The organism is Chryseobacterium shigense (assembly GCF_014207845.1).
In the GTDB taxonomy this organism is placed as follows: Bacteria; Bacteroidota; Bacteroidia; order Flavobacteriales; family Weeksellaceae; genus Chryseobacterium; species Chryseobacterium shigense_A.
Map to the genome: position 1 here is coordinate 255,621 of NZ_JACHLC010000004.1, position 22,709 is coordinate 278,329.

15 protein-coding genes are annotated in these 22,709 nt (G+C 37.0%); 4 read left to right on the forward strand and 11 right to left on the reverse strand.

Annotation, left to right across the window (positions count from 1 at the left end):
- Window positions 1–122: 122 nt before the first annotated feature.
- A complete protein-coding gene (locus HNP36_RS16030; protein WP_184165891.1) occupies window positions 123–773 on the reverse strand; it encodes a Crp/Fnr family transcriptional regulator in 651 nt (216 codons plus the stop codon).
- A 435-nt stretch (window positions 774–1,208) separates the two neighbouring features.
- Here HNP36_RS16030 and HNP36_RS16035 point away from each other — a divergent pair, with 435 nt between their 5' ends.
- The 4 genes from HNP36_RS16035 to HNP36_RS16050 all read left to right on the forward strand — a co-directional run bounded on the left by HNP36_RS16035 (window position 1,209) and on the right by HNP36_RS16050 (window position 5,720).
- A complete protein-coding gene (locus tag HNP36_RS16035) occupies window positions 1,209–2,498 on the forward strand; it encodes a hypothetical protein (RefSeq protein ID WP_184165894.1) in 1,290 nt (429 codons plus the stop codon).
- A 703-nt stretch (window positions 2,499–3,201) separates the two neighbouring features.
- Window positions 3,202–3,624 carry a transposase gene (locus HNP36_RS16040; protein ID WP_184165897.1) on the forward strand — a complete coding sequence of 141 codons (423 nt, stop codon included), beginning with the start codon at window positions 3,202–3,204 and terminating at the stop codon, window positions 3,622–3,624.
- Window positions 3,600–3,938: a helix-turn-helix domain-containing protein gene (locus tag HNP36_RS16045; RefSeq protein WP_184165901.1), complete on the forward strand. Its 339-nt coding sequence runs from the start codon at window positions 3,600–3,602 to the stop codon at window positions 3,936–3,938. The genes HNP36_RS16040 and HNP36_RS16045 overlap by 25 nt, the downstream gene beginning before the upstream one ends.
- 285 nt (window positions 3,939–4,223) lie before the next feature.
- Window positions 4,224–5,720 carry a LuxR C-terminal-related transcriptional regulator gene (locus HNP36_RS16050; protein ID WP_184165904.1) on the forward strand — a complete coding sequence of 499 codons (1,497 nt, stop codon included), beginning with the start codon at window positions 4,224–4,226 and terminating at the stop codon, window positions 5,718–5,720.
- Between the two features lie 52 nt (window positions 5,721–5,772).
- Here the strand turns inward: HNP36_RS16050 and HNP36_RS16055 are convergent, their stop codons facing one another.
- The 10 genes from HNP36_RS16055 to rplK all read right to left on the reverse strand — a co-directional run bounded on the left by HNP36_RS16055 (window position 5,773) and on the right by rplK (window position 21,856).
- Complete coding sequence (locus tag HNP36_RS16055) at window positions 5,773–6,078, reverse strand: DUF3467 domain-containing protein (RefSeq protein ID WP_034702050.1); 306 nt, start codon at window positions 6,076–6,078, stop codon at window positions 5,773–5,775.
- Window positions 6,079–6,165: 87 nt separating this feature from the next.
- On the reverse strand, window positions 6,166–10,431 hold the full coding sequence (rpoC, locus tag HNP36_RS16060; protein WP_184165908.1) for a DNA-directed RNA polymerase subunit beta': 4,266 nt from the start codon (window positions 10,429–10,431) through the stop codon (window positions 6,166–6,168).
- 84 nt (window positions 10,432–10,515) lie between these two features.
- Window positions 10,516–14,337 carry a DNA-directed RNA polymerase subunit beta gene (gene rpoB / locus HNP36_RS16065; RefSeq protein ID WP_184165911.1) on the reverse strand — a complete coding sequence of 1,274 codons (3,822 nt, stop codon included), beginning with the start codon at window positions 14,335–14,337 and terminating at the stop codon, window positions 10,516–10,518.
- A gap of 454 nt (window positions 14,338–14,791) precedes the next feature.
- Window positions 14,792–17,386 carry a T9SS type A sorting domain-containing protein gene (locus HNP36_RS16070; protein WP_184165915.1) on the reverse strand — a complete coding sequence of 865 codons (2,595 nt, stop codon included), beginning with the start codon at window positions 17,384–17,386 and terminating at the stop codon, window positions 14,792–14,794.
- Window positions 17,387–17,417: 31 nt separating this feature from the next.
- Entirely contained in the window at window positions 17,418–18,893 is a 1,476-nt protein-coding gene (locus tag HNP36_RS16075; protein WP_184165918.1) for a hypothetical protein, read from the reverse strand.
- A 121-nt stretch (window positions 18,894–19,014) separates the two neighbouring features.
- A complete protein-coding gene (locus HNP36_RS16080) occupies window positions 19,015–19,401 on the reverse strand; it encodes a hypothetical protein (RefSeq protein WP_184429284.1) in 387 nt (128 codons plus the stop codon).
- A gap of 275 nt (window positions 19,402–19,676) precedes the next feature.
- Window positions 19,677–20,048, reverse strand: a complete 372-nt coding sequence (gene rplL / locus HNP36_RS16085; protein ID WP_184165924.1) for a 50S ribosomal protein L7/L12 — start codon at window positions 20,046–20,048, stop codon at window positions 19,677–19,679.
- A 46-nt stretch (window positions 20,049–20,094) separates the two neighbouring features.
- Complete coding sequence (rplJ, locus tag HNP36_RS16090) at window positions 20,095–20,688, reverse strand: 50S ribosomal protein L10 (protein WP_184165927.1); 594 nt, start codon at window positions 20,686–20,688, stop codon at window positions 20,095–20,097.
- A 17-nt stretch (window positions 20,689–20,705) separates the two neighbouring features.
- Entirely contained in the window at window positions 20,706–21,398 is a 693-nt protein-coding gene (gene rplA / locus HNP36_RS16095; protein WP_184165930.1) for a 50S ribosomal protein L1, read from the reverse strand.
- Window positions 21,399–21,409: 11 nt separating this feature from the next.
- Window positions 21,410–21,856, reverse strand: a complete 447-nt coding sequence (gene rplK, locus HNP36_RS16100; RefSeq protein ID WP_034723381.1) for a 50S ribosomal protein L11 — start codon at window positions 21,854–21,856, stop codon at window positions 21,410–21,412.
- Between the last annotated feature and the right edge of the window lie 853 nt (window positions 21,857–22,709).

Below are 22,709 nucleotides of genomic sequence, written 5' to 3' on the forward strand. Positions count from 1 at the left end.
AATTTGAATTAAATTACGATATGACAAACTTATTGAGTTATAGATTCATAAGTACGTGATAAAAGTCACCATAAAAATTGTTTTTATCAATGATAAATACAAAATAATTAAAACATCATATATTAGATTAGTCTAACATTTTCATTTACAGGGATTTTAATTCCTTCTTTGGTCTGGATAATTTCGCCTTCATTTTCAATCTTTTTTAACACCCGGCTCACAACTTCCCTTGAGGTCCCCAGGTTACTGGCAATTTCACGATGGGTAATTTTTAAAGGATTATTTCCTGTAACTGATACCTGCTGTTTAATATAGTTTAAAACTCTTTTATCAAGCCTGTGAAATACGGCATCATTTACCATATGCATAACATCTGAGAAGCGTTTGTCATATTCATGATAAAATATCCTGTTGATCTCCGGAAACCGGATCAGCCAAATATGTATAACAGAAACCGGAATCAGGATAACTTCACATTCTTCTTCGGCAACCGCATAGATTCTGCTTGTATAATCAGTAAAAATAGAAGAAAAGGTCATAAGACAGCTGTCATTAGGCCTTATATAATAATAGATAAGCTCTCTCCCATCATTCAGAGTAAAAACTTTTATGGAGCCTTTCATAAGAAACGGGACATATTTATTCTTTTGCCCTTCTCTTATAATTTCTGTTTTTGATTTTATATCAGTAATAATCGCATTAGCATGAAATTCATTTAAAAATTCTTCTCCCAAAAAACCAAATTTATCAAGAATCAGTTGATTATTTACCATATCTGTTATATCATTTTCAAAGCAAATATATAAAATTGGCGTATTGATATGGTATAAAAGTTTCGCGGTTTGCTTTTCTTCAGTTTTTCAGCTACGGACATATCAGAATTCGCCTTTCCTTCTCCTAAAAAAGCACAGAACAAATCCAATAAAATGTCTTAATTAAATTTGAGGCATTCTGATTTATTTAAAAAAAACCTTAAGCTTGTATATTATCCCCTAATACGAAAGGCTCAACGTCTTTGATTTCTCCGAATTGCTGCTCGCAGTTTGCAACACTTTTTTCAACAATCACAAATAAACACCTATATATCAATGCATTAAAAACAATAGGTAGCTAATGGGTATGTTACTTTTCTTTATGTTAAGATTCATTATTGTAGAATTGCACTCAATTTTATTAAGAAAAAAATTAAATTAAAAACAACAACAAAAATGAGAAAAAACATTACAAAATCATTTGTACTTGCAGCAGCTATGTCTATATCTACATTTACCTATTCACAGATAGGTATCAATACTGCCAACCCAAAATCCTCATTAGATGTCAACGGTAAGAAGGATTCTTTAGGAAATTTATTACCAACCGATATTACAGGCTTACAAGCTCCCAGATTGACAAGAGCAGAACTAACAGCCAAGGGCAATACTCTATATACCGTCAATCAAAAAGGTGCTTTAGTTTATATTACAGATATTACAGGAGGAGATGTAGTTGGTCAAAGAGCGAATATCTCTGCAATCGGTTATTATTATTTTGATGGATCATCCTGGGTGAAAATAGGAAGTACAGAACCCTGGAGAATACAGACAACCACTACAGAATCAACCTCAAACACGGATAACATTTATCAAACAGGAAGTGTTGCCATAGGAAAAAATGTAGTAGGCAGCGGTGTGGCTTTAGATGTGCAAGGAGCAGTGCGAGGCGGTAACGGACACACTGGTGTTGCCGGTGCCAATTCGGTGGCTTTTGGAGCAGTTAACGTGGCTTCTGGCGATGGTTCTGCAGCTTTTGGTATAAACAATGCGGTAGCAGGAGCGGCAAATAATACAGCTAGTGGTATTAATTCTACAGCTTTTGGTTCAAGAAATACAGTTTCTGGTATCAACTCAACTTCTTTTGGTTCAAGAAATACAGTTTCTGGTATTGGCTCAACATCATTTGGAATAGTGAATAATATAACAGGAGATTTCTCAGTATCCTTTGGAAATAGCAATATTAATTCTGAATCCAGCACTACAACTTTTGGACAACAGAATCAAGCAATTGGCTACGGAACAACAATCACAGGTATTTTCAATAACGCAGCAACGCCTTGGGAAACTATTGTAGGTTATCAAAATGCCATTATTACAAGTAGTCATGCGTCAGGTGATTTAGTACTTAGCATGGACGACAGTCCGCTTTTTCAAGTTGGTAACGGAAGCTCTACAAGGAATAATGCATTGACGATTTTGAGAAATGGTAAAGTCGGAATTGGTATTACAGGAACAGAAGCAGCTGCCAAACCAACCGAAACATTGGATGTAGGATCTGGCGGTGTAAAAATCAGGGCAGTTAATACTGCTGCCTATACAAGTTCTGTAAGCACAGATAAGATCGTAGTTGCCGATGCCAATGGAATTCTGAAAACCAAGGCACTTACAGGTACAGGAAATGCCTACGCTTGTATCAATTCTTCCGGAGGAATTTACAGAAGTTCCACTCCCTGCACACCATAATTCATATGTTTTATCATTAGCAAACAAAAACACAATATGCCCATATAATGTAATAGTACGCTGCCAGCCACTCCTGGCTGGCAGCGATACAAAAAAAGGTATGCTGTAATAAACAATGACGGAGAATCCTCTATAGATGATTTGGTAAAGTAGATAGAAAAATTTTCGGCACTACTTTCCGATACAGACATCCGAGGTGTTATTATCCCATTGGAAAATGTGATACAGAACGGACAAAATAATCCGTCTGGACAAGCCGGGAAGCTTCTACCCCAGCCTCAGCAGTGAAGGTATTACCGCAAAAGCCGAATCTGACAGCAGTCATAATAAAAGGAGCCAAGTTAAATTACGGTCCAGACAAGCGGATCAAAAATGCGCTTAAGCTGCTACTTTCCACAAAACAAAGTAAGTACTAACAAAAACCTGTCCAGAAGTTACTCAACTCTTAAGCAGAAGCTTTCAACTCTTGCGCAAGGGCTGGATAACTTTACGGCAGAAAATTATTTAAAATAAGGATATTAAGCAGTGTAAATCACTGAATTATAATTAATCAAAAAAAGAACTATTGATCTAAAGAAGCTGAAAATCAATATCGAAAGATCTTTATATTTTGTTCTTAGGCAGCTTTTTCTCCGGCAAAGGTGTTTTTTCATTATCCATATTTCATACTATCGGAGATTTAATTCAATAGCAATAACACAAGATGAACTTTAAGAATATTCACATCGGGATTCTCATTGCCCAACGAGTTACAGAAAGCAAGGTGAAAACATTACGAATCTGCAATTTTCTGAAATGTAGCGAAGAAGAAATATTAAAAATGTACCAGTCTAAAAGCCTGGATGCTGAAATTATCTTAAAATGGAGCAAACTTCTGGAATACGATTTTTTCAGGTTATATACCCAGCATTTGATTTTATATTCCCCTCAATTAGCTACTAATAAAGCAGTACAGACCGCGAAATCTACGCTTCCAACGTTTAGAAAAAACATTTATACTAAAGAAGTAATAGATTTTATTTTAGAGTTAATAGAAACTGGGCAAAAAACAAAAGCTCAGGTTATTCAAGAATATAGTATCCCAAAAACCACACTTTATAAATGGATATACAAATACAAAAATTAAAACCAAATTACAAACAAATCTATCTGGATATTCTCTCCAAAAAATGTCCCAATAAAGAAGATGAATGTGAAAAATTGCTTGAAAAAAAAAGCTTATCTGCTCTGGATATTATCGAGCTTAACCAAAAGATTTTCGGAACAGGAAACCAACAAAGCGAAAAGTTCAACCAAAGACAACATTCTTATGAGAAATCTGATATCTTACAGATTCTGAATTACCAAAAAGAATATAAATTAAATAACAGCCAATTAGCCATACATTTCAAGCTGAGTAGAAACACGGTAACAAAGTGGAAAAAAATGTTTACAATATAAAACCTGCATTGATCCAAATAAAAACATTGAAAATCATGACATCATCATTGATAAAAAAAGAACTGTTAATCTAAAAAGTCGAAAGATCTTTCATTTTGTTCTTAAGCTATTTTTGCTCCGGCTGAGATATTTTTTATTATTTGTGGTGTGCCAATCTACCGAATATTATTTGCGATTCACAACTCTATAAATACAAATTATTCAATATATCGTAACAATTATTTAATATTTTTCATATCTTAACTGCGGATAATTGCTAATAACGGATCAATAAAATTTCATTATATGCATCAATTTTATTCCATAAAAAACGCGGTTGTATTTAAGTGTATTTTTATAGTTCTGATCCTATTTTCTTTCAAAAATTTAAGATCACAGGACCATACAATAGACTCTTTACTAGAAGCCTCTCAAAGCGAGCTCCGAAGTGGTGAGTTAAAAAAAGTTCTTGCCAGGCAAAACATCATATTAAAAGAATCTCAAAAGAAAAACTATTCCAAAGGTATCGCGATGTCATACTTATTGAGTGGTAAATGCTACCAAAGATTGGGAGACTGTGGCAAGGCTTTGTTTTTTTTCAATAATGCTTTAAAGGAAAAGCATACTCAAACGGACCTGAGTTTAAAATCTGAAATCATTACTAATATTGGGAACTGTTACCTGCAGCAAAGCCTGTATAAGGATGCATTAGAAAAATATCGGTTAGCAATCAGAGTTGGAGAGACCTCTGAAGACATTAATTATATAAAGGCAAAAAATTATGATAATATCGGAGAGGTACACGAAACTTTAAAAACTTCAAAAGACTCTGCTTATTATTACTATAGTAAAGCCTATTACTATTTCGAAAATGATTCCAAGAATAAGCAAATACAAAGAAAGAAAACTACTGGAGCTACTATTTGTACTAATCTCGGAAAAATATGGAGTACCAATAACCGGATAGACTCAAGCAAATATTATTTTAATAAAGCAATTCTATATAATAATGAAGCAAAAGATATAACGTTAGGCGCCATATTGGAGCATGAAATCGGAGTTTTATATTATCATTCTCACGACTATAAAACAGCTGAATATCATCTGGAAAAAGCTAAAACAATATTCGAAGAAAAAAAGGATATTTACAGACTATCTGAGGTTTACAACTTACTAAGTGAATTAAATAAAATACTCGGAAATAAGAAAAAACATGCAGAATACAGAGATTCATTACTTAGTATAGAAAAAAAAATCAATGCTGTAAAAAATTCTGCAAGGGCGGCAACATTAGACAATGTTATAAAAGAGAAAAATGAAGTTTTTAGAGAAAAAGAATCAAGGTTATACTGGATCATCGCAACCATAGTACTGATCACTCTGCTTGTCATTATATTTTCTGTTTACTTTCATAAAAGGAAAAAGAATATTTCAGTTTTAAGACTCAAAGAAGAAAGAGATATCATTCAGCAGAAAGAAATGGAAGCCACCGAATTAAAGCTTAAAATAAATGAATCTTTTGACGAGGTTGTACAGCTTGCCAAAGATAACAGCCCGGAGTTTTTCATAAGATTTCAGGAGGTGTACCCACAAGTGTGTTCTGCAATACTGGAAATTAATCCACGTCTGATAAGCAGTGAATTAAGATTTTGCGCTTTACTATTTCTTAATTTTTCTACCAAAGACATTGCAGAATATACTTTCACATCACCCAAAACAGTTCAAAACCGGAAAAACGGTATACGGAAAAAGCTTAATATTCCTTCAGACACAGATCTTTACATCTGGTTCAAAAATCTATAAAAAAACCCGTTTCGTTTTATTACGAAACGGGTTTTATATTGTAAGAAAAATCTTAAGCTTGTACGTTGTTTCCACCTAATACGAAAGGCTCAACTTCTTTGATTTCTCCAAACTGCTGCTCATAGTTAGTGATGTTCTGTTGAAGAGCAGAAAGAACTCTCTTAGCGTGAAGCGGAGCAAGAATGATTCTTGATCTTACTTTAGCTTGTTGTACCCCCGGCATTAATTGGATGAAATCTACAACGAATTCAGATGGAGAGTGGTTTACTAACGCTAAGTTAGCATATACTCCAGCAGCTACCATTTCGTTTAATTCGATGTTGATGTTTCCGTCTTGTGGATTTTGATTGTTGTCCATTGTTATAAATTATGTTTTTTAAATTCGAAATTTGAGATTGTGAAAATATAAAAATAAATCCAAATCTCAAATTTCAAATCATTAATTTTAGTTAAGGTCTTCGAATTCTTTCTTAGAACCTACAATTACATTCTGGTATTCTTTAAGACCTGTACCTGCAGGGATTCTGTGCCCTACAATTACATTTTCTTTAAGACCGCTCAGGAAGTCTATCTTACCGGCAACAGCTGCTTCGTTAAGAACTTTTGTAGTTTCCTGGAATGATGCTGCAGACATGAATGACTTAGTCTGAAGAGCTGCTCTTGTAATACCTTGCAATACAGGCGTTGCTGTAGCAGGAAGTGCTTCTCTTACTTCAACTAAAGCCTGATCTTCACGCTTCAATTTAGAGTTTTCGTCTCTTAATTCTCTTGCCGTAATCATCTGACCTGGTTTGAATTCTTTGGAATCACCAGCTTCAACTACAACTTTAAGACCGAATACTCTGTTGTTTTCTTCCAGGAAGTCAAATTTATGCTCTAAAGCACCTTCAAGGAACTGAGTATCACCTCCGTCTACGATAGATACTTTCGTCATCATCTGTCTTACGATGATTTCGAAGTGCTTATCATCGATTTTTACCCCCTGAAGACGGTAAACTTCCTGGATTTCATTTACCAGATATTCCTGAACCGCAGTTGGACCTTTGATTCTTAAGATATCATCTGGTGTAATAGAACCGTCAGAAAGCGGAGATCCAGCTCTTACGAAGTCATTCTCCTGAACCAGAATCTGGTTGGAAAGTTTCACTAAGTAAATTTTTCTTTCTCCTGTTTTAGCTTCTACAATAAGTTCACGGTTACCTCTCTTTATTTTTCCGTAAGAAACTACCCCGTCGATTTCAGTAACAACCGCTGGGTTTGAAGGGTTTCTTGCTTCGAATAGTTCGGTAACTCTCGGAAGACCTCCGGTGATATCCCCTGCTTTTGCAGATTTTCTAGGGATCTTGATTAAGACTTTACCTGCCTTAATTTTTTCACCATCGTTTACCATTAAGTGGGCTCCTACCGGTAAGTTGTAAGCTTTCTGCTCAACTCCTTTAGAGTCTACCACCTTCAGGGTAGGTACGGCTTTCTTATTTCTTGATTCGGAGATTACTTTTTCTTCGAACCCTGTTTGTTCGTCAATTTCAAGCTGGAACGAGATACCCTGGATAATGTCTTCATATTCAACCTTACCGGCAGTTTCTGCAATGATTACCGCGTTATACGGATCCCACTTACAGATTACATCTCCTTTCTTCACTTTATCACCAGGCTTCACAGCCAACTCGGAACCGTAAGGTACGTTAGCTACCATTAATGGTGTTCTGGCTTCGTTATCCGCTACCAATCTGAATTCTGTTGAACGTGAAACAACTACCTCAGCAGTTTTACCGTTTTCATCTTCAGAAGTAATTGTTCTTACTTCATCCATTTCAACGATACCGTCTCTTCTTGCAACGATAGATGGGTTTTCTGATACGTTACCTGCAGTACCCCCCTGGTGGAAGGTTCTCAACGTAAGCTGAGTACCCGGCTCTCCGATTGACTGTGCTGCAATAACTCCTACTGCTTCACCCATATGGATCATCTTACCGGTTGCAAGGTTTCTACCGTAACATTTCGCACAGATTCCTTTTTTAGTTTCACAGGTAAGCGGTGAACGAACTTCCACAGATTCTAAACCTGCTTCTTCGATTCTCTTCGCCAGTGCTTCATTGATGACCTGATCTGCTTCAGTGATTAATTCATCTGTTTCAGGATCATATATATTATGAAGGGAAACTCTACCTAAGATTCTTTCAGAGATTTTTTCAACAATCTCGTCATTTTTCTTAAGTGCAGTTACTTCAGTACCTCTTAAAGTACCACAGTCGTCCTCAGTAACGATAACGTCCTGAGCAACGTCTACCAATCTTCTCGTTAAGTAACCGGCATCGGCTGTCTTAAGAGCGGTATCTGCAAGTCCTTTACGGGCACCGTGGGTAGAGATAAAGTATTCCAGGATGGAAAGACCTTCCTTAAAGTTGGCAAGGATCGGGTTTTCGATGATCTCCGCTCCGGTAGAACCGGCTTTTTGCGGTTTTGCCATCAAACCTCTCATCCCTGATAACTGACGGATCTGTTCTTTTGAACCCCTCGCTCCGGAATCAAGCATCATGTATACAGAGTTGAATCCACCTTGATCGGTTTTCATTCTGCTCATGATCATTTCAGTTAATCCGGCGTTGGTGTTGGTCCAAACGTCAATTACCTGGTTATAACGTTCTGTATCGGTAATAAGCCCCATGTTATAGTTGGCTCTGATTTCGTCAACAGATTCAATAGACTGGGCAATCATTGTTTTCTTCTCAACAGGAACTACAATATCTCCCAATGAGAAGGAAAGCCCTCCTTTGAATGCGTTTGAATATCCTAAGTCTTTCATTGCATCAAGGAACTTCACTGTTGTAGGGAAGTCTGTATCAGCAAGGATCTTACCGATAACGTTTCTTAATGATTTCTTGGTAAGAAGTTCATTAATATATCCTACCTGCTTAGGTACAATCTGGTTGAACAGGATTCTACCTACAGAAGTTTCGATCAGTCTTGTAACGATCTCCCCTTCTTCTTTAACAGGAAGTCTACATCTTACTTTAGCATTTAATGATACTCTTCCTTCTGCGTAAGCAATTTCTGCTTCTTCAGGGGAATAGAATGCAAGACCTTCTCCTTTTACTTTCATGGTATCTGTAGAACTTAATTCTTTAGTCATGAAATAAAGACCAAGAACCATGTCCTGAGATGGTACTGTAATAGGAGAACCGTTTGCAGGGTTCAGGATGTTCTGAGAACCCAGCATCAATAACTGAGCTTCAAGGATTGCCTCTGGGCCTAACGGTAAGTGTACCGCCATCTGGTCACCATCAAAGTCGGCGTTGAATGCTGTCGTTACCAACGGGTGAAGCTGGATAGCTTTACCTTCGATCATCTTAGGCTGGAATGCCTGGATACCCAGTCTGTGAAGCGTAGGTGCCCTGTTCAGAAGAACCGGGTGGCCTTTCATCACGTTTTCAAGGATATCATACACTACAGGCTCTTTTCTGTCGATGATTCTCTTTGCAGATTTTACTGTTTTTACAATTCCTCTTTCAATCAGTTTTCTGATGATGAACGGTTTGTAAAGTTCTGCTGCCATGTCTTTAGGAATACCACACTCGTGAAGCTGTAAGTTCGGACCTACAACAATTACGGAACGTGCAGAGTAATCTACCCTTTTCCCTAGTAAGTTCTGACGGAAACGACCTTGTTTACCTTTCAATGAATCTGAAAGTGATTTCAATGGTCTGTTTGATTCAGATTTTACGGCAGAAGATTTTCTTGTATTATCGAATAATGAATCTACTGATTCCTGAAGCATACGCTTCTCGTTTCTTAAGATTACTTCAGGAGCTTTGATCTCCAATAGTCTTTTCAGACGGTTGTTTCTGATGATAACTCTTCTGTAAAGGTCATTCAGGTCAGAAGTTGCGAAACGTCCTCCATCCAATGGAACCAATGGTCTCAGTTCCGGTGGAATAACAGGAAGTACACGCATGATCATCCACTCCGGTCTGTTGATCATTCTTGTATTAGCACCTCTTAGGGCTTCTACAACATTCAATCTTTTAAGGGCTTCAGTTCTTCTTTGTTTTGAACCTTCGTTGTGAGCTTTGTGTCTTAAATCGAAAGACAATGCATCAAGATCGATTCTTTTTAAAAGATCTTCAACTGCTTCAGCACCCATTCTGGCGATGAATTTGTTTGGATCGGAATCATCAAGATACTGGTTCTCCACAGGAAGGGTTTCCATGATATCAAGGTACTCTTCTTCTGTTAAGAATTCCATAGCATCGAAGTCGGAACCGTCTAATTTTTTAGCAATACCCTGCTGAATCACTACATATCTTTCGTAGTAGATGATCATATCTAATTTCTTAGAAGGGATTCCTAAAAGGTAACCGATCTTGTTCGGTAATGAACGGAAATACCAGATGTGTGCGATAGGAACTACAAGATTGATGTGCCCGATTCTCTCTCTTCTTACTTTTTTCTCAGTAACTTCTACTCCACAACGGTCACAAACAATTCCTTTGTAACGAATTCTCTTGTATTTACCACAAGCACATTCGTAATCCTTTACCGGACCAAAGATTTTTTCACAGAACAAACCGTCTCTTTCAGGCTTATGCGTTCTGTAGTTAATAGTTTCCGGCTTTAAAACCTCCCCTCTTGATTCCTGAAGAATCGATTCGGGTGAAGCTAAACCGATGGTTATTTTATTAAATCTACTTGATTTATTTTTATTTGACATTTGTTAGATTTTAAATTTTAGATTTTAGATTTTAGATTAATTTTTGAATGCTGCCATTCAACATTTATAATTTAAAATTTAAAATTATTCCTCTAGTCTTACGTCTAATCCAAGACCCTGCAGCTCATGAAGTAATACATTGAATGATTCCGGAATACCTGGTTCAGGCATAGATTCACCTTTTGCAATTGCTTCATAAGTTTTCGCTCTACCAATCACGTCATCCGACTTCACAGTCAGGATTTCTCTCAGGATGTTGGATGCTCCAAATGCTTCAAGAGCCCAAACCTCCATCTCTCCGAATCTCTGACCTCCGAACTGAGCTTTACCTCCTAACGGCTGCTGAGTAATCAATGAGTAAGGACCGATAGAACGTGCGTGCATCTTATCATCAACCATGTGTCCCAGTTTCAGCATGTAGATTACCCCTACCGTAGCCGGCTGGGTAAATCTTTCCCCGGTACCACCATCATAAAGGTGAGTGTTACCGAATTTAGGAAGACCTGCTTTCTCTGTATATTCAGTAATTTGGTCAAGAGTTGCTCCGTCAAAGATTGGCGTGGCGAACTTCATTCCTAATTTCTGACCAGCCCATCCAAGAACTGTTTCATAGATCTGACCGATGTTCATACGGGAAGGTACCCCAAGTGGATTCAATACGATATCTACCGGTGTTCCGTCTTCAAGGAATGGCATATCTTCTTCACGAACGATTCTTGAAACGATACCTTTGTTACCGTGACGTCCTGCCATTTTATCTCCTACATTCAGCTTACGTTTCTTAGCGATATACACTTTAGCCAATTTCATGATACCTGCCGGTAGCTCGTCCCCGATTGAAATAGCAAATTTCTCACGGTTTTTAACTCCCTGGATATCGTTGAACTTGATTTTATAGTTGTGAATCAATTGTTTAACCAATTCATTCTTATCGTTATCTACAGTCCAGTCTGCACCGCTTACGTTAACGTAATCTTCAACTGAAGTCAGTAATTTATGCGTGAATTTCACACCTTTACCGATGATTTCCTCATCAAGGTCGTTAGTAACTCCCTGAGAAGTTTTACCACCTACCAGTGTATTTAATTTTTCAATTAAAGTGTTTCTCAACTCATCAAACTTAGCCTTGTAAGTGTTTTCAATTTCTTCAAGTTTAAGTTTTTCTTCAGTTCTCTTCTTTTTATCTTTAATGTTTCTTGAGAACAATTTTTTGTTGATCACAACACCTCTTAGTGAAGAGTCTGCTTTCAATGAAGCATCTTTCACATCACCGGCTTTGTCACCGAAGATTGCTCTAAGAAGTTTTTCTTCAGGAGTTGGATCAGATTCACCTTTTGGAGTGATCTTACCGATCATGATGTCTCCAGGCTTCACTTCAGCTCCGATTCTGATCATACCGTTCTCGTCAAGATCTTTGGTCGCTTCTTCAGAAACGTTTGGAATATCTGCTGTAAGCTCTTCCATACCTAGTTTGGTATCACGAACTTCCAATGAATATTCATCTACGTGGATTGAAGTAAACCAGTCTTCACGTACAACTTTTTCGTTGATTACGATGGCATCCTCGAAATTGTATCCTTTCCAAGGCATGAACGCTACCACTAAGTTTCTACCCAATGCCAGTTCTCCGTTTTCAGTAGCATAACCGTCGCAAAGTACCTGTCCTTTCTGTACCGTTTCACCTACCCTTACGTTTGGTCTCAGGGTAATGGTAGTACTCTGGTTGGTTTTTCTGAATTTGGTAAGGTTATATGTTTTAGTAGCGGATTCGAACTGTACTAAGTCTTCGTCTTCGCTTCTTTCATATTTGATAGTGATCTTATCAGCATCTACGTATTCTACAACACCTGTTCCTTCAGCATTGATCAGGATTCTTGAATCTTTGGCCACCTGCTGTTCCAGACCTGTACCCACGATTGGAGCTTGTGGCTTCAATAGAGGAACGGCCTGACGCATCATGTTTGATCCCATCAATGCACGGTTCGCATCATCATGCTCCAGGAACGGAATTAATGAAGCTGAGATACCGGAAATCTGGTTTGGCGCTACGTCGATAAGGTTAACCTGAGAAGGCTCAACTACCGGATAGTCACCATCCAATCTTGCAATAATCCTGTCTGTTAAGAATTCACCGTTATCGTTCAGCTCTACGTTTGCCTGAGCAATTACTTTGTCTTCTTCATCTTCTGCATTCAGGTAGATAGGATCGGCAGAAAGGTCAATCTTACTGTCTTCTACTTTTCTGTATGGAGTTTCGATGAAACCAAGGCTATTGATCTTAGCATAGATACCCAGAGATGAAATCAAACCGATGTTTGGTCCTTCCGGAGTTTCAATCGGACAGATTCTTCCGTAGTGGGTATGGTGAACGTCACGAACCTCGAAACCTGCTCTTTCTCTTGATAGACCACCAGGCCCTAGTGCAGAAAGTCTACGCTTGTGCGTGATTTCTGATAACGGGTTGGTCTGGTCCATGAACTGAGAAAGCTGGTTGGTACCGAAGAACGAGTTAATTACGGATGTTAATGTCTTAGCATTGACAAGATCAAGCGGAGTAAAGATTTCGTTATCTCTAACGTTCATTCTTTCTTTGATTGTTCTTGCAATTCTTGAAAGACCTACACCGAACTGTCCTGCCAATTGCTCACCAACAGTTTTAATTCTTCTGTTTGATAAGTGGTCAATATCATCCACCTCAGCCTTAGAGTTTACAAGCTCGATAAGGTGTCTTACGATAGCAATGATATCTTCTTTTGTAAGAACTTCAGTAGTTGTAGGGATGTTAAGTCCTAATTTTTTGTTTAGTCTGTAACGTCCTACTTCACCCAATGAATATCTCTGCTCTGAGAAGAATAGTTTTTCAATGATTCCTCTTGCTGTTTCCTCATCTGGCGGATCTGCATTTCTTAACTGACGGTAGATGTACTCTACGGCTTCTTTTTCAGAGTTGGTAGGGTCTTTCTGTAATGTATTCTGAATGATAGAGAATTCGTTGCTGTTTTCTTTGTGAATCAGGATAGATTTCACACCAGCATCAAGAATAAGATCTAAGTGTTCTTTTTCAAGAATGGTTTCTCTGTCTAAGATGATTTCGTTTCTTTCGATAGAAACTACTTCACCTGTATCTTCGTCTACGAAATCTTCAAACCATGTGTTCAATACTCTCGCAGCCAATGTTCTTCCTTCTACTTTTTTAAGGGCAGCTTTGGAAACTTTCACTTCTTCAGCAAGGTCGAAGATCTGAAGGATATCTTTATCAGATTCGTAACCGATAGCTCTTAAAAGGGTAGTTAACGGTAACTTTTTCTTACGGTCGATATACGCGTACATTACGCTGTTGATATCGGTTGTAAATTCCATCCAAGATCCTTTGAAAGGGATGATTCTTGAATAGTACAGTTTGGTTCCGTTTGCGTGGTAAGTCTGTCCGAAGAATACACCAGGTGAACGGTGTAACTGTGTAACAATAACTCTCTCTGCACCATTGATGATGAAAGATCCGCTAGGCGTCATATAAGGAACCGGGCCTAAATATACATCCTGAACTACGGTTTGGAAATCTTCGTGTTCAGGGTCTGTACAATACAATTTAAGTCTTGCTTTAAGAGGCACTGAATACGTCAATCCTCTTTCCACACACTCGTCAATTGAATAACGTGGAGAATCTACCAGATAATCAAGAAACTCCAATACGAACTGATTTCTGGAATCGGTGATCGGAAAGTTTTCCTGGAAGGTTCTGTACAAACCTTCGTCTGTTCTGTCTTCTGGAAGGGTATCAAGCTGGAAAAAATCTCTGAAAGACTCAAGCTGGATGTCCAGGAAGTCAGGAGTGATAATTTTTCCTTTAGCTGATGAGAAGTTAATTCTCTGATTCCCCCTTGTTGTTGCTGTTGTTTTACTCATAAAACTTTTAAGAAAGGGTTAAAAAATATTTTGATTTATTAAAAAATATCAGGAGTAGAAGAAAGAAAATGGAGAAAAGATAAAAGACTTCAAATGTTTGGCGCTATTAGAAATAGTCTTTATTCTTTTTTCTTTATTCTTAGAGTCTTATTCCTAACTGCAACACTGGTATATCTTTTCACAGCGTAATGCAAAATATTTTTATTTACTTTTAAGGCAGAATTTGCCGCAGTATCTATATACGGAAAGACCCTTTCATTTCTCATATGAAAGAGCTGATTTTCAATATTTTATAGATTTACAAACAATTATTCGCGCCAAAAGAGGGACAAAGGTACGAAATTCTATCCACACAAGCAAATAAAACTTCTTCATTCTGAGACTATTAAAATTATTCAAAATAAAAAAAGACCGCCCCTAAGGACGGCCTTCCGCTATATAGAACCTTGAAAAATTATTTTACAATGATCTTATAAGATTTCACTGTTGACTTAGTTTCTATTTTCACAATATAAACACCTGTCGGTAGTGAAGCTGTATTGATTTCAGCATTACCTGAGAATTTACCAGATTTTACCAATTGCCCCTGAGCAGAGAACAATGTATAAGTTCCTTCTTCTTTAGATTTCACGTTAAGGTTTTCACCTGATTTTACCGGGTTAGGGTATACGTTGATATCAGTTGCAGTTGAAGTAATGTCTGCATCAGCAATTCCTTTGGCTGCAGATCCATTTTTAGCAAATACAGCGTAAGGTGAAAGTGGAGAGTTAGGCGCACCTTTCTTCACAAGATCTGTATCTACAACAGCCTGGATACCGTCTCTATCGCTATCAGAAATTGTAGAAATAAATCCACCTCCTAATACATCAAGATTGTCTTTACCAATTGCATGCAGATCATAAGCAGATCCGTTGGAAGTAATGTCAATGAAGTCAGGCTCATTGTCACCATCCGTATTTTTAAGGGTATATTTCAGAGTTCCTGAATCAGGAGATGTTTCTAAAATATCAGCTAAACCATTTTCTCCTACTGCAACTCCGCTATCAATGATACCGTTACGGTCTGCATCGATCTGGTTGATTATTGAAGTTGGAATACCAGACTCAAACAGGTCTAAAACACCATCATTATCAGAATCCAGATCCAGGTAGTTTGCAATACCGTCTCCCGGCACTTCAACAAATGGTGTAACTCCATCCACATCATCATCTTCAAATTTATTATTGTGGTTAAGATCTTCAATCGCATCTGGAATACCATCGTTATCAGAGTCAAAATCACAAGCATCAGAAATACCATCACCGTCTGTATCAATAGTTGGAGATTTGTCATTCACTGCTGAACATCCTTCTGCACAATCAGGAATACCATTACCATTATTGTCAATGCTGTCATCCCCGTTAGGACATCTGTCGAAACAGTTTGGTACACCGTCATTATCATCATCTTTGCTGGCAAAAGCATTGTAGATGTTATAGTTTTGAGGGAAACGTATTCCTGTACCGCTATAGAAAGTAACTTTAATACGGTTGAAAGGTTTTGTAGATTTACCTCCTACATAGAATTTGTTTGAATCTGTAGTGAAGAAATTTCCACTGATCAAACTTCCTGTACTAGTAAAAGAATCTGTTTGAGTATTTCCGTTGTAAAGTGTTACTGTAATATTTTCAAGTACGCTTACTCCGATAAGGTTAGCTGCTTTTTCCAACGTAAATCCGGCATATGTATTTGCAGGAAGCAAAGAGTTAGTGCTTACTGTAGCATACGATGAGAAAATACTCAGGAATGATGCTACCGGAAGAGTTGCTGTAGCATAGTTATTTTTGTTAGTATCTACAATGGCTTCAGGATTTGTCATTTTAGCCAGAATAAGACCAAATAACCCAGGACCAGATGTCCAGCTTCCGCCTGTTACGATATTTCCCGGAATTGCAGAACCGCTTGTCTGAATTTTATCATCACATTCACATGTTGTTGGCTCTTCAAATGCATAATACACTTTTAAAGATCCTAAATTCACTCCTAAAGTCTGAGTCACTTTTAAACGCACTTCGTTAAATGGTTTTGTTGTAGCAACTGTTACTTTTTGTTTTCCGGTTCCAAAACCTAAAACTTTTATGTTAATCAAGCCTCCTCCATCAGATAATGCTCTGGAGTCCTGAAGTTTTCCATATAAGTAAGTTTCAATTGTAATATTCTTTAAAAACTCGGCACTTAAAAGTTTTCCTTCATCATCAGGAGAGATTACAAAACCAGCTCTGTTTCCTGCAGGATATACCTGGTTTTTATCTAATACTCCTACTGAGTATGATCCAAGAAGACCTGCCGGCAATACGATTGATCCGTAAGAATTTTTATCTCCATCTCCAATTCTTTCTCTGTTTTGTACATAAGAAAGAGGAGCAATAAAGCTGCTGCTTCCGGATACATTACCGTCTACACCGCTTCCTGCAATAATATCATCACAAGCTCCGTTATTGTCAACCGGCATTTTTTCCGGATCAAATGCAAACGCGTAGTATACGTTCATTGCACTGAATATAGACAATACGTTAGTTTGATACAATCTTACCTCGTTAAAGTCTTTAGTAGTTTTGAAATGAAGGAAAATTCTGTTTTTGCTTCCTCCAAATGCCGGCACTGATAATAATGTGCTGGTTGTAGTAGACTCCTGAAGTACTCCGTTTTTATAAGTACTGATTCTCAATGAGCTTAACAAGTCTACTGTAATAAAGCTTGTACCTAAATCGATATTAAAACCTGTAATGTATCCTGCCGGATAAACAGTGTTTGTGTTCTTTACAGAAATACCGTTTCCGCTTACCAAAGAAGCAAAGTTACCCATGCTTACACTGTTATCCAGATTGGCATCCACAACAGGAGTCATGCTCCCATTATAACATGCTAAACAAATACCTGAATTGTTCACAGGTCTTGCTTCTACCCCCATCCCTCTGATAGGCTCGTACCCTTGTTGTGCGAATGCTACTGCTGACATAACGAATACCAGTAGCATTGACGACAACTTCTCGAATAATTTTTGTGTCATTTTTTATTTATTTATTTGCGTTTTGAAATTTTTAATTTGTGATAGCAGCACTATTGTTCAGAACTTCCCATCTGTAACTTACCGGACTGGCTGAGTTCTTCACACATCCTTCTATATTTCCTTTTCCGGTACTGTTTACTCTGTATCTTATAGTACCCTGATTGTTTGCTCCACAATCCTGCGGATAGTTTGAGTTGTTATTAGTTGTTAAAACAGCACCAAGACTATCTCCCAGGGTAATAGCTCCTTCTACATTTACCATTTCAGGATATTTCATTACACTCCAGTTAGCAGCCCCTGTCTCAGGAGTATAGGTACCTCCAAAAAAGACCTTTGTACCCTGTTTAACAGTTGTATTATTATTACCAACAAAAAGATGATTTGAATTTTGATAGTTTGATGTATTTACCTGGCGCGAACCCATCACACCCGAACCACCTGGAGAAGTAACTCCAAGGTATACGTTATTGGAATGATTGGAAACAAATCCCGCCCCGAAAAGTGCATTGTTGTTCACATTACCCCCTGTAGCATCTGTTGTAAGTCCAGATCCGAAAATAAGGTTCCCTAAACTCTGATTAGAAGGGCCTATCATGCTATTACCAGCACCAAAGATCATAGGCTGGCTTGCTCCTACTGCTGAAACTGTATTTCCATCTCCAAAAATCAGTGCTGAGCTTATAGTGGATGTATTATTGGTACCCATCAAAAAGTTAGCAGCCAATACAGCTCCGGTTGTTACTCTGTTTCCTTTTCCAAAAGTAAAGTTAGCTCCACCTCCTGCTGTTCCTGCTATCTGGTTATCACTACCAATCGCATAGTTGGCAAAAAGGTTTCCTGTTCTTGGGTTACTTACAATATTACTTTGTCCTATTGCAACGGTATTATAACTTCCGGTTGCATTATTTCCTGCTCCTAACAAAATTGAATTATTGGCATTAGCTCCCGGTGCAGTGTTAAATGTATTTGTATTACCCCATGATAAACCGGATGTTGTCTCTCCCCCACCTGCTAATGTTCCTGTACTGTTCAGAATTCCATGAGTTTTATTGGCAGTTACAATAATTAAATCATCAGTAGCTCCTTGAGTTCCAAGATAATTATTATTTGCATCCGGAGCAGAACCCAAAGTCTGGGCTACAGCAGTACTGATTTCATTATCTGCATTTCCTTTCAGTTTCCACTCTGTCCCGGTTTGTTTTTGCCATAATGTACCATCAAAATAATAGTATCCTGCGGTATTTACATTAATTGTAACACCAGCTGGAGTAGCATTGATTGTTGTAACATATACCAAAGCTCCTGTTTGAGCTGCCGCATATGTCTTAGCAGCCAACTGACTTAGCGTAAGTCTTGGCGCAATAATACCATCAGGCTTAGTTGTAACTGTAGGAAATCCTACAACATCCATGGTTGCCTGAGGTTGATTTGTATTAAAGCCAACCTGTGCGTTCATCAGATACCCGGTAAAGGATATAGCCGCGATCGTTAATAATTTGCTTTTCATTAATAAGATATTTGTTGTTTTTTTGTTTTTTTAGGATATAGGAATCCTTTTTCACTTCCAAAAGAAAGTGGAAAGGAATAGTTTTCGTCAAGATAAATGGAAGCTTTCTGCCTTTAAATGATTAAGATAATTTATCCGGAAATTCAATTATAAAGTCAAAACCTCCCAACCTTTTCGGGTCTTCAACATAATATGAATCGGGTTTATGCTGTTTAATAATTTCTACATTTCCGCATAGTGAATCCTGAATCTCTCTGAGATCAGCAAACAACTCTTCCATTTCCATAGAAACATTAATAACAGCAGGAACTTTATCTTTTTCTGAGTATTTTGAATATTCATCAGCTTTAAGATCAAAACTGCAGGTTTCATAAAAGCAGTTGAGTGCAACAGTAGGGTTTTGTACTGTTAGTGACGAATTAATGTAATTTTCTACCTGCCCCGCAAATAACATATTAATACAACATGCTATAGCAAAGCCATAGAAGATAAAGTAACTTCTTTCCAAATTTATGTATGTGTGTTTTTTTTCGGTACAAATATAGTAAATTTTCAATTAAAATACCTTTTTAATATTAAATTTAAATGAAAAATAAACTATACTATAAATAATAGTTACATGAATTACGAAAAAATTATCAAATAGATAAAAATAATTAAATATAAAACAACATTACACAAGCATATATGGATAATGTTGTAAAATTTAAATAGAAAAAAATTGATAAAAAACAAAAAACCCGAACATTACTGTCCGGGTTTCTTATTTTATAGTAAATTGAATTATTTCAATTCTACTTCAGCACCAGCTTCTTCTAATTGCTTCTTAAGAGCTTCAGCTTCGTCTTTAGATACACCTTGCTTGATTGGAGCAGGAGCACCGTCTACGATATCTTTAGCTTCTTTAAGACCAGCACCAGTTAAATCTTTTACCAATTTAACGATAGCCAATTTAGAAGCACCTGCAGACTTAAGAATTACATCGAATTCAGTCTTTTCTTCAGCAGCATCACCTCCTGCACCACCTGCAGCAACTACTACAGCAGCAGCAGCTGGCTCAATTCCGTACTCATCCTTAAGGATAGCAGCTAATTCATTTACGTCTTTTACTGTTAGGTTTACTAGCGTTTCAGCTAAATTTTTTAAATCTGACATTGTTGTAATGTTTTTGTTGATTATTTATTTAATTTTTTGAGAGTAATTATTCAGCAGCTGGCGTTTCGTCAGTGCTTTCTGCAACAGGAGCTTCCGGAGCTTCAGCAGCAGGAGTTTCTTCTACAGCAGGTGCAGCTTCTTCAGCTTTAGCTTCTCCTGTTTCAGATTTGTTTTGAAGAGCAGAAACAACTCTTTGAATTGGAGACTGAAGTAATCCGATGATTTCACCTATCATTTCTTCTCTAGACTTAATGCTTACTAATGCATCAAGGTTGTTGTCACCAACATAGAAAGTTTCCTGTACGAAAGCAGACTTCAACGCCGGCTTTTCATCTTTCTTTCTAAAGTCTTTGATTAATTTTGCAGGAGCATTAGCTGTTTCAGCAATCATTAAAGCAGAGTTTCCTTTGAAAGTATCAAACATTTCAGAGAAATCTACTCCGTCAATCTGCTCCATTGCTTTTTGTAAAAGTGTATTTTTCACCACTTTCACTTTGATATTCTGCTTGAAAGCCTGTCTTCTGAAATCTGAAGATTTAGCAGCATTCAAACCTTCCAGATCTGCTACATAAACTACTTTAGCATCCTGAAGCAAATCTTTGATCTCTTGTATTGCTACAACTTTTTGGTCTTTTGTCATTGTCTTAAGGATTTATATTAGTTAACAGATTTAGTATCAATTGCAATACCCGGGCTCATTGTAGAAGACAAATAAATGCTTTTTACATAAGTACCTTTAGCAGCAGTTGGTTTCATTTTGATCAAAGTCTGGATCAATTCCTGAGCATTTTCCTTGATTTTAGCAGCATCGAAAGATACTTTACCAATACCAGCGTGGATAATACCGTATTTATCAACTTTGAAGTCAATTTTACCTGCTTTTACTTCAGCTACTGCTTTACCAATTTCCATCGTTACAGTTCCTGATTTAGGGTTAGGCATAAGACCTCTTGGACCTAATACTCTACCTAACGGACCTAATTTACCCATAACAGCCGGCATCGTAACGATAACGTCAACATCTGTCCAACCTTCTTTTATTTTTTGCAGGTACTCGTCAAGACCTACATAATCAGCTCCAGCTTCTTTTGCTTCAGCTTCTTTATCTGGTGTAACAAGTGCTAAAACTTTAACATCTTTACCAGTACCGTGAGGAAGAGATACTACACCTCTTACCATTTGGTTTGCTTTTCTTGGATCTACACCCAATCTTACAGCGATATCTACAGAAGCATCAAACTTTGTAGTGTTTACTTCTTTTACAAGAGCAGAACCTTCTTCAAGGTTATAGATTCTTCCTTTTTCTACTTTGCTTAAAGCTTCCTTTTGCTTTTTAGTCAATTTTGCCATTTCTAATAGTTTTAAGCGTTAAAAGTTGGTTTAGTTCCTGTTACTCTTAATCCCATAGATCTAGCAGTACCTGCAACCATAGAAACTGCAGAATCTATTGTAAAGCAGTTAAGGTCAGTCATTTTATCCTCAGCGATTTTCTTCACCTGATCCCAAGATACAGAACCTACTTTGTTTCTGTTTGGTTCTCCGGAACCTCCTTTGATCTTAGCCGCATCCATTAACTGGATTGCTGCAGGTGGAGTTTTAATAACGAATTCAAAAGATTTGTCTTCGTATACTGTAATTACTACAGGTAAAACTTGCCCTGGCTTATCTTGGGTTCTCCCGTTAAATTGCTTACAAAACTCCATGATGTTCACACCTGCAGAACCTAATGCCGGACCTACTGGTGGAGAAGGGTTAGCTGCGCCACCTTTCACCTGAAGTTTTACCATTTTAAAGACTTTCTTAGCCATTTTTAATTTTTTTAGTTTGAATAATTAATGAGTTTGGAAGCATTTATTATTCAGCAGATTACCGACTCACATACAGTAAATCTACTTTTCGGACTGCAAAATTATAAAATATTTTTGAAATAGCAAATGGAATGTGCTGATTTTTAGAAAGAATTCCCAATATTTTTTTCCAACTACATTTAAAAAAAAATAAAATCCTATAAAAGTTAAATTTCTATTTCTGAGTATATTTTAATGTTTTTCCCAATTATAAGGCACAAGATGAATTCAAGGCCGTTATTAAGGGTTACTTTGATTATTCAAAAAATAACTTCTTTAAGTTTTTATATTTCCACCATTCTCTTTTCATGGTTGGCCTTTCAACAAAAACAAAAAACAGTGCGGAAATGATAAGGACAACAAAAAGAGCAATAAACAGTTTTAAATAGAAATCCAGCAGATAATTATTAAAAAACAACTTGGAGAACAATGGAGAAATGTAGTAAATGATTTTCTGATGCAGCATGTAAATACTGTAGCACATTCCTCCTATAATATATAAAAACTTCTTTTCTAATAGCTTGACAAAGTATAATGATTTCGAAGAAAAAACCAGCAAAACAAAATTACCCGATAATATCAATGCCGGATTTGACATAAAGAAAGCCACTATTAAGAAAACAACGCATAAAACATCAAAGAATAAACTGTTTTTAATCCTGTCTTTATATTCCAGATATATATCTGCGGCTAAAAATCCTATGAGGAAGAAAGGTAAGTTATAATACTCCCCAAAATTAAGACAGTAATTTAAGATATGAAATTAGCAAAAAAAAGTTTAATTTTAACATCAAATAAGTTATGTCAACAAGGA

Bases quoted from the DNA above. Each gene is read 5' to 3' on its own strand.
- HNP36_RS16030 (WP_184165891.1), bottom strand. From the start codon at position 773: ATGGTAAATAATCAACTGATTCTTGATAAATTTGGTTTTTTGGGAGAA.
- HNP36_RS16035 (WP_184165894.1), top strand. From the start codon at position 1,209: ATGAGAAAAAACATTACAAAATCATTTGTACTTGCAGCAGCTATGTCT.
- HNP36_RS16040 (WP_184165897.1), top strand. From the start codon at position 3,202: ATGAACTTTAAGAATATTCACATCGGGATTCTCATTGCCCAACGAGTT.
- HNP36_RS16045 (WP_184165901.1), top strand. From the start codon at position 3,600: ATGGATATACAAATACAAAAATTAAAACCAAATTACAAACAAATCTAT.
- HNP36_RS16050 (WP_184165904.1), top strand. From the start codon at position 4,224: ATGCATCAATTTTATTCCATAAAAAACGCGGTTGTATTTAAGTGTATT.
- HNP36_RS16055 (WP_034702050.1), bottom strand. From the start codon at position 6,078: ATGGACAACAATCAAAATCCACAAGACGGAAACATCAACATCGAATTA.
- rpoC (WP_184165908.1), bottom strand. From the start codon at position 10,431: ATGTCAAATAAAAATAAATCAAGTAGATTTAATAAAATAACCATCGGT.
- rpoB (WP_184165911.1), bottom strand. From the start codon at position 14,337: ATGAGTAAAACAACAGCAACAACAAGGGGGAATCAGAGAATTAACTTC.
- HNP36_RS16070 (WP_184165915.1), bottom strand. From the start codon at position 17,386: ATGACACAAAAATTATTCGAGAAGTTGTCGTCAATGCTACTGGTATTC.
- HNP36_RS16075 (WP_184165918.1), bottom strand. From the start codon at position 18,893: ATGAAAAGCAAATTATTAACGATCGCGGCTATATCCTTTACCGGGTAT.
- rplL (WP_184165924.1), bottom strand. From the start codon at position 20,048: ATGTCAGATTTAAAAAATTTAGCTGAAACGCTAGTAAACCTAACAGTA.
- rplJ (WP_184165927.1), bottom strand. From the start codon at position 20,688: ATGACAAAAGACCAAAAAGTTGTAGCAATACAAGAGATCAAAGATTTG.
- rplA (WP_184165930.1), bottom strand. From the start codon at position 21,398: ATGGCAAAATTGACTAAAAAGCAAAAGGAAGCTTTAAGCAAAGTAGAA.
- rplK (WP_034723381.1), bottom strand. From the start codon at position 21,856: ATGGCTAAGAAAGTCTTTAAAATGGTAAAACTTCAGGTGAAAGGTGGC.